We start from the raw sequence: 7,819 nt of genomic DNA, 5'->3' as shown, positions 1-7,819 counted from the left end.
AGCGATTGACGAGCTGCGCCTGGAAGTCTTGCGTCGTGCTGACCGGATTGTCATGGAAGAAATCCGTGAGGCGGGATTGTACGACCGCCTCTGGCAGGCCTTTGCGGTATTGCTGCCGGTACGTAGCGTGGGCGTGATGGGGGATGCACGGACCTATGATGAAACCATTGCTTTGCGTGCCGTGGAGTCGGCGGATGGGATGACCGCCGACTGGGCGCATCTACCTTATGGAGTGCTGGGTCGCATTTCCAACCGGATCATCAATGAAGTTGCTGGTGTGAATCGCGTGGTCTACGATATTTCATCAAAGCCGCCCGCTACGATCGAGTGGGAGTGAAATAGGGTCTTTCGGGGACTATCGTTACCTATCGAAATTCATACATAACATGTTGATTTTTAAATAAATACGTCGCGATGACTATCGGTAACTATCGCCAGCTAGCGGAGCAAGTTGGCGGTAAGGGTGACGGTAGATCCCAGAGGCCGGATTGGTTTAACCACCACCGACTTCTGGAATCCTTGGGATATATCCCTCCGGCAGAAGCTGAGGCACAATATTACCAGAAACTCGCCCGTCAGGCCGGTAAAGCGGCATGACTTACATTAATCAGCCTCTACAATACCCGGGGCGGCTCAATTCTGGGACGGTGGCAGTCCGAATGACCGTCTGTCCTTAAATGATTTGTGACAGGACTTGATTTTGTGCGGGAATCCCGTATAATACAATCCATGCGCACTGTGATCGAAACCCCGACATTCCAGAAGCAGGCGGAAAAGCTGTGGTCGGAAGACGAGCGGCTGGTCTTCATCGACTGGATTGCGGCGAATCCGCTAGTCGGGGACGTGATCCCCGGTGCGGATGGAGCACGCAAGGTTCGCTGGAGCCGTGCCGGGTCTGGCAAATCTAGCGGTGTGCGGGTGATCTACTTCAACCTGACAGAGCAGGAAGTGGTGCTGCTGGTAGCGGCGTATGCCAAGGCCGAACGCGCCAATATGCTTCCTGCTGAAATCAAGAAGGTGGTGTGACATGGGCATCAGGAAAATCAACGTTGAGAAGGTGGCAACGGCTATCGAGGCCGATGCCGGTGAAGCTCTGCCCGACCTGCGTCAGGCGCTCGCAGAGGCGAAGGCAGGGATTGGGCGTGTCACCACGCCCGAGCAAATCCTTGTGCGTCAAGCGAGGGAGAAGTCTGGCCTGACGCAAGCCGCATTCGCCGAGCGCATCGAAACCCCCGTGGCGACGCTGCGCGACTGGGAGCAGGGGAGATTTGCGCCGCCGGGTGGGGTGCTGTGCCTGCTTCGGCTTATCATCAAGCATCCCGAATTGTCTCAGGAGTTGAGCGTGGCATGAAATTCGCCGGGCATGGTATTTTTCATGGCATCGTCAGTAAATATTATTACAACTCATTGTATTACAAATGATATTTATACTCGATGATAATCGAGTGGGAATAGTCACCACCCCCTCCCTTTGTATGGCACTTCGCATGCCTCGATATTATCGTTAATTCCTTACACTTTTTGTGTTTCTATACTTGGTATATATGCATAAATTGTGGTAACATATCGGAGATATTATGTTTTTTTAAAAAATTGGTCGCGGTTCTGCCCTTTAGGAGTGCTCTCGCTAGTATGAAGGATAGCAAAACCATGAAGATTAAATTACCGGAACTGTCCCGGGAATTGGTGCAGCTCAAGGCCCAACGCTGGGTAATTAAAATCGGCAGCAGTTTGCTGACGGATGACGGCAGGGGCCTCAATGTCGACGCCATCCGCAGTTGGGTGCGGCAAATTCTAGCGCTCCGTCGATCCGGTATCGAGGTGGTGCTGGTCTCCTCCGGCTCCGTCAGCGCGGGTGCTCAGCGTTTGGGTTGGACGGAACGCCCGACGACGCTGCAAGCGCGTCAGGCGGCTGCCAGTGTTGGGCAATCGGCATTGATCCATACCTATGAAGAGATGCTGCGGGAAGGGGATAGACCGGGCGAAGTTCCGCTGCATTGTGGACAGGTCTTGCTGACTCATGATGATTTGCGGAGCCGCCGTCGCTATTTGAATGCGCGATCCGCCTTGCGGACGTTGCTGGATATGAATGTGTTGCCCATCATCAACGAAAACGACACGGTCTCTTATAACGCGATTAATCTGGGAGACAACGATACCCTGGCGGCGGTCGTGAGTAATTTGCTCGATGCGGATCTCTTGGTGATTCTAACGGATCAGGACGGCCTTTTTGACGCCGACCCAAGGTGCTATCCCGATGCCCGGTTGCTGACAGAGGTGAATGCCGGAGCAACCATGCTGGAGCGCATTGCCGGAGGTGGGGGATCAGGTGTCGGTACCGGCGGCATGTTGGCGAAGGTGCGGGCAGCGGCTCGCGCCGCACGTTCCGGTACCTCTACCATTATTGCCAATGGCCGCTGCGAAAATGTGCTGTTGCGCCTGCAACGCGGTGAAGCGATTGGTACGTTTATACATGCACGCCTCCCTACCCTGGCGGCACGCAAGCGTTGGCTGGCCGGGCATTTGCGTGCGCATGGCACATTGCATCTGGATATCGGCGCGGCGCACGCTTTGTTGCGTGACGGAGGTAGCCTGCTACCCGTCGGGGTCACCGCGATCGAGGGCAAATTTCGCCGCGGGGATCTGGTGCTCTGTAAAGATCCTTTCGGCCATGAAATCGCCCGTGGTCTGGTCAACTGGGATGCCCTGGTGGTCGCCCGCAGCCTCGGGAAAAACAGTAGCGAACTCGCTGGTGATCCCGAAGCGGCGGAAGGCGTGCTGATTCATCGCGACAACCTCGTCGTCAACGACCTCCTGTCGGTTGAGCCAACTTCCCTTCCATAGGCAGAATCTGCTTGGGCATAATGTGGACGTCCTGCTGCTGGTGCGCCAGTACCACGTTGTGGCGGAGCAGGCTTTCCACCACGGAAGCCCGCAGGTCTGTTTGTACATTAAAGCTTTTGTTGCAGTCATCCAGATAAACGCGCAAATAGAATTGCAGCGCATTTTCATTGACATCCAGCAAGAGTGCGGTGGGAGGAATGCCACGCGGATCATCCTGTAATACATCGGGATGTTTTTGACCTTCCGCTACCAGGATCTCCTTCACCAGAGAGATATCTGCATCGTGGGCAATATTGAAGGGAATCATGAGGCGCAGCACACTGTTCGTATACATCCAGTTGGTCACCTGACCGGCAATCAATTCAGAATTTGGAACGAAAACCTCGGTGCGATCAAAAGTAAGGATCAGAGTGTAACGAATGCTCATTTTTTGCACATAGCCCTGGGTGGTGCCTACCTGAATCCAGTCACCGACCCGTATGGGACGTTCCAGAAGTAGAATCAGGCCAGAGACAAAGTTATTCACGATATTTTGCAGGCCAAAGCCAATACCCACGGATAATGCGCCAGCGATAATGGCGAAATTGTGCAGTGCCACCCCCGCGGTGGAGAGTGCGATGAGTATGGCGATAATGAATCCGGTATATCTGACGATGGATAATACCGAATGACGGGCCCCACTTTCCATGTGGCCAATAATACGGGAATGATTGGCCAGATATTGCTGAATCACGGTATTGATGTTGAACAGCAGTATGAGCAGCAGGATAGCGATCGCCCAGCGAAAGGGCTGGATATGAAAATTGCCGATAGCGAAGCCGGTGATAAAGTATTTCCAGAGGAGTGTAAAACCGGCATGCGTCAGGCCCCAGGCATACAGGATGAACGCGGCGATCCCCAGCCACACGAAGCTGTGAGTGATGGTGCTCAACCAGGCGATCCATGGCAGTGGCTGGTCATTTTTAAGCTTCAGGCGGCGGCGCAGGAAACGCTGCCAATGACTGGAGGGTTGTGGCGGTCGAGACCAGAAATCGGTCAGTTCCCAGGAAAAAAAGAGGCCAATGCCAAAGGCGAGCAGAGACATCAGCAAACCAAAGAACAGGTAGTTCGATAGATTGCGATAACCCAGGATGGTGAATGCCGCGGTGACCGTTAACGCCAGGAGTGTAAGTGCTCTGAGCAATGGGTAAATATGGAATGGCCCATGCGCACCCGCCCTCCAGATCAGCCAAAATACCGCACCGAGTAGTGTCAGATGATATACGGAGTAAAAGAAGTCCTGGTGCGCCAGAGAGAGTGGATCGTTGGGAGCCATGACGAGCCAAGCAAGGCCAAATGCGGCCAGAGTGGCAATGGATCGTAACCTGCGCAGCGTGGAACGTAGTGTTTGCGGTGGCCAGTCGAAATGTTGACTGAGCACTCCGGTGGGGCTTAATGCCAGCGCAAGAAACATGGCAGTAAAGGCGTAGCCACCCCACGTGACTAATAAGAGCATGATCAAGGGCGATAAGGTGTTGGTAAGAGCGGTAATCGCCGCGCTGGTGCTTATCCCCGCCAGTAAAGGCACGTAGTGATAGAACTTGTTTTTTGCAACGGGCGGAGGGTGCTGGCGGTGTATTTTTCTCGCCAGTGGCGCTCGAAGAAGCAGTGACAACGCAAAGACAACCACGCCAACGCCAAAGGATATCTGCAGGCTTCTCTGCGCAAAAATAGATTGGCCATTCTGCATAAGCCAGAACTCCCGTTCACCCACCCAGGTGCTGACCGGGACGGATTGCAGGGCAAGCGCTTGTTGCCAGAGATTGTGATCACGCTGCAACAGCATTGCGGCATGCAGCGCTTCCTGCTTTTGGTGAATTTTCTGGGCCAGATCCGCACTGGCGATTGCGAGAACCTTGCAGGTGGCGAGTTCTCCGCTGAGATTTTTTTCCTCGCCCTGTAGTTTCAGCCGTAACGTACTGAGATTCTTCGGCTCACCGGTAGTAGCGGATCCCAGTATACCCAGACTTTTATCTATTTGGCTGAGGTTGCCGCTTTTTTCGGTTATGCATTGGTGCGCGTTGTGGCTGAGCGCATCCACGGTTTTCTGCCAGTATATAAGCTGTTGTAAATCAACGTTTTTTGATAAATCCTGGTGTATCGATTGCAGCACCGTACTGGTCTGCGACACCGGTGTGCTGGAGGCGTATGCCAACCGTGGAAAAGTCAGTATGACAAGGCATGTACCTAACAAGGATAAATAAGAAAAAATATGTCTTTTGTTGAGAATATTCCAGTTATTGATCCATAAAATGTCCGTCCGATGAATCACATGCCGCTCCTTTGCTGAAGCCATAAATGGGCATCGGGTTGCGTGGAAGGTCATCCTATCATAGGTGATGCTTGTGTGCTTCTGCATGCAGCTTGTTGTAGTCACGTGGCCACCCTGCTAGGTGATGATTTGCATGATGAAAACAAGAATGAAGAGGGTGTGCCGTCGGCATATGGCGACAGGTTGAAGGGGGGCGTGGTCCTGAGGCCAGACTTTATTTGCGGGGAGTGTCTGATGGAGGATGAATCTGCAAAGCGGCTGCGGCCTTTAATTTAAGTGTTTTGGCTTCCCCGCACGCTGCTGTCGTTGACCTTTCGGTATTTATGGCATGGAAAGTGCTTGAGTGTAAGGTGTGTGATCATCATTGTGAGGGATCTGGTCATGAAGAAGCCCATTTACAGTGCTCTGCTTGTGGCGCTGATTGCCGCACCTTTCATCGCTTTGGGAGGTTTTGTGCGGGAGGTGACACCGCTGGATTCAACAACGGCTGCCCCTGCCCGACCGATGGTAACCAGTGGTCAGCGGATGGTTGGCGAGGCGCGGTTGGTGGTGGGTCATGTTGAGCAGGCGCACTGGCTGCTGCTCACCTCGGAGGCGTCCATTCACCCATCTTCATCTGCCCCTCATCATCAGGTGGTGTCTGTGGCGGTATGGTCCCTGTAGGCAGCGGGTGACTGTCCCCTTTTTGATTGAGAAATAATGTGGAGGAAATTATGTCTACTAACAAATGGCGTTTTCTGCTGTCAGCGACAGCATTGGGTGCGGGTATCCTGTTATTGTCGAACCCGGCGTTTGCGGATGGGGATGGCTGGGATGGCCCGGACATGAATTTATCTATCGGTGTCCCTGGCGTTATTTATTCAGCGCCAACTTATTACAGGGCACCGCCAGCTTATTACTATGCACCACCTCCACCCCCGCGCTGGTACCGGCGTCACGAATATCGCTGGCACCGTGAGCATGAAGACCGGGGCTGGGGTGATGATGATTGAGATGAGGCGGCGCGCCCGTTGGTAATGTGGTTAATGGACGATGGCGCGCCGTGCGCTACGCGCTAGTAAAGGAAACGCGGCTTTTTGCAGCATGGGAGGTAAGGCGATCGGTTTAAGCAGCATTTTTATCGCCATATCGAAGGGGTAGTGATGACTTATCCAATTGCCCATGCGGCGTCGAAATGCCGAGAAATCTTCTGGAGAGAATTGTTGCCCAGGATTTTTTACTTCAAAAGCGTTTTTGAGGGCAAGATAACTGTCTTCCTGATCTGCCTCGGCTACACGTTTCCAGAGTTCGCGGCCGATGCGCCAGCGTGAATTTTTTTCACGCGCTTGGTATTGCAAAAAAAAGCGGTAGAAATATTTATAGTGGTGGATTTCGTCGGCGCGAATGCGGGCAGCGAGTTGGCGCAGTACGGCCTCCGGACTGGCCGCCTGAATCATCGTATAGAAGCTGGCCGTACCCGTCTCAACGACGCAGCGTGAAGCCATTTCCAAGGCATGTGTGGGTCCCAGCAACTCAGTGCGACAGTAGGGCACATAAGCATCTACAAAGCCCTGATAAGCGCGTTCCCAATCAAAGTCCGGCCATACAGTGAGCACATATTGGCGCAGTGCGTGCCCATGTTGTACCTCTTCGATCTCCCACTCCTGGCGTAACCACGCGGTGGCGTTTATATTTTCCTGATAGTAGTCCACCAGGTTACGGGTGTAGAGATCAGACAGCGTTTCTACGAAGGAAGCACCGGCTAATAGATAAAACCAGTCCATATTGCCGATGATTTTTTCTTTTTCAATAGCCGCGTAAGGAATATCGGCTAGAGACCAGGTCGGACGGACGTCATCTGCGGGCATTGTATCTGCCGCCTCCTTAAAATTCTGGCAGTGGGACTGACGATTGTAGCGCATATCTTGCTGTGCTGCCTCTACGGCGACAAAGGCTGGCGCCGTCTGGCGGGGTCGAGTGCGGCTGACGTATCATCTCCAAAGGCAAATTTGGGTCGTTAAGGAAGATGACATGGCGTTGTGTATAGAGCTGCATCCCGTGAATCCACAGCCGCGACTGCTGGTGCAAGCGGTTGAGGTGCTGCGTGCGGGGGGCTTACTGGTCTATCCTACAGATACTTGTTATGCCTTGGGTTGCATGATTGCGGCGCGGGAGTCGCAGGAGCGCTTGCGGCGCATCCGGCAACTGGACTTGCAGCATGACCTTTCGCTCCTGTTCTCCAGTATTTCCCAATTGGCGGACTATGCCAAGTTGGACGATCGCGCCTACGCACTGTTGCGCAAGACCTTGCCCGGACCTTATACCTTCATTCTGCCGGCTACCAAAGATGTACCGCGTCGTCTCGCTGACCCGCGCAAACGCAGTATTGGCGTGCGAATACCCAAAAATCCCTTGTGCGAAAATCTCATTACGGATTTGGGGGAGCCATTGATGAGTTCCACCCTGCAACTTCCGGGCGCCAGTGCACCACTGACGGATCCAGACGAAATCTGCGAGGCGTTGGGAAATCAGGTGGACATGGTGCTGCTCTCGGGTGTGGGTGGAGTGCTCTGTTCGACGGTGGTGGATCTTCTGCAATGGCCGCCGCGGGTGCTCCGTGAAGGCTCTGGTGACCCAGGGTTGCTGGGCCTCAGTGTTGCCGTCCAGTGTCCCATGCCGCATTAG

At 53.8% G+C, this 7,819-nt stretch carries 9 protein-coding genes; 7 read left to right on the top strand and 2 right to left on the bottom strand.

The window, feature by feature from the left end; all coding sequences use genetic code 11:
- The 4 genes from HF921_RS05030 to proB all read left to right on the top strand — a co-directional run.
- Positions 1-337, top strand: a 337-nt coding sequence (locus tag HF921_RS05030; protein WP_455692637.1) for a GMP synthase (glutamine-hydrolyzing), incomplete at its 5' end; no start/stop codon positions are given.
- A 392-nt stretch (positions 338-729) separates the two neighbouring features.
- Positions 730-1,026, top strand: a complete 297-nt coding sequence (locus HF921_RS05025; RefSeq protein WP_215879848.1) for a DNA-binding protein — start codon at positions 730-732, stop codon at positions 1,024-1,026.
- A gap of 1 nt (position 1,027) precedes the next feature.
- Positions 1,028-1,351, top strand: coding sequence for a helix-turn-helix domain-containing protein (locus HF921_RS05020; RefSeq protein WP_215860308.1), 324 nt, complete (start codon positions 1,028-1,030; stop codon positions 1,349-1,351).
- Between the two features lie 299 nt (positions 1,352-1,650).
- Positions 1,651-2,844: a glutamate 5-kinase gene (gene proB / locus HF921_RS05015; RefSeq protein WP_081257990.1), complete on the top strand. Its 1,194-nt coding sequence runs from the start codon at positions 1,651-1,653 to the stop codon at positions 2,842-2,844.
- Here proB and HF921_RS05010 read toward each other — a convergent pair.
- The gene (locus tag HF921_RS05010) at positions 2,804-4,924 is read right to left on the bottom strand and encodes a mechanosensitive ion channel family protein (RefSeq protein WP_319025472.1); all 2,121 of its coding nucleotides are present in this window, start codon (positions 4,922-4,924) and stop codon (positions 2,804-2,806) included. The two genes, proB and HF921_RS05010, sit on opposite strands and share 41 nt — an antisense overlap.
- A 612-nt stretch (positions 4,925-5,536) precedes the next feature.
- On the opposite strand from HF921_RS05010, the gene HF921_RS05005 reads away from it, so the two are divergent.
- Both HF921_RS05005 and HF921_RS05000 read left to right on the top strand, forming a co-directional pair.
- Positions 5,537-5,818 carry a hypothetical protein gene (locus HF921_RS05005; RefSeq protein WP_064218257.1) on the top strand — a complete coding sequence of 94 codons (282 nt, stop codon included), beginning with the start codon at positions 5,537-5,539 and terminating at the stop codon, positions 5,816-5,818.
- A 50-nt stretch (positions 5,819-5,868) separates the two neighbouring features.
- Entirely contained in the window at positions 5,869-6,147 is a 279-nt protein-coding gene (locus HF921_RS05000) for a hypothetical protein (protein ID WP_064218227.1), read from the top strand.
- A 30-nt stretch (positions 6,148-6,177) separates the two neighbouring features.
- On the opposite strand, the gene HF921_RS04995 is transcribed toward HF921_RS05000, so the two are convergent.
- Positions 6,178-7,002 carry a ferritin-like domain-containing protein gene (locus HF921_RS04995; RefSeq protein ID WP_064218226.1) on the bottom strand — a complete coding sequence of 275 codons (825 nt, stop codon included), beginning with the start codon at positions 7,000-7,002 and terminating at the stop codon, positions 6,178-6,180.
- A 163-nt stretch (positions 7,003-7,165) separates the two neighbouring features.
- On the opposite strand from HF921_RS04995, the gene HF921_RS04990 reads away from it, so the two are divergent.
- The gene (locus HF921_RS04990; protein ID WP_064218225.1) at positions 7,166-7,819 is read left to right on the top strand and encodes an L-threonylcarbamoyladenylate synthase; all 654 of its coding nucleotides are present in this window, start codon (positions 7,166-7,168) and stop codon (positions 7,817-7,819) included.

The organism is Acidithiobacillus ferriphilus (assembly GCF_018854775.1).
Classification (GTDB): domain Bacteria; phylum Pseudomonadota; class Gammaproteobacteria; order Acidithiobacillales; family Acidithiobacillaceae; genus Acidithiobacillus; species Acidithiobacillus ferriphilus.
Note: the sequence above shows the minus strand (reverse complement) of the source record. Positions and strands in the feature narration are given on the sequence as shown.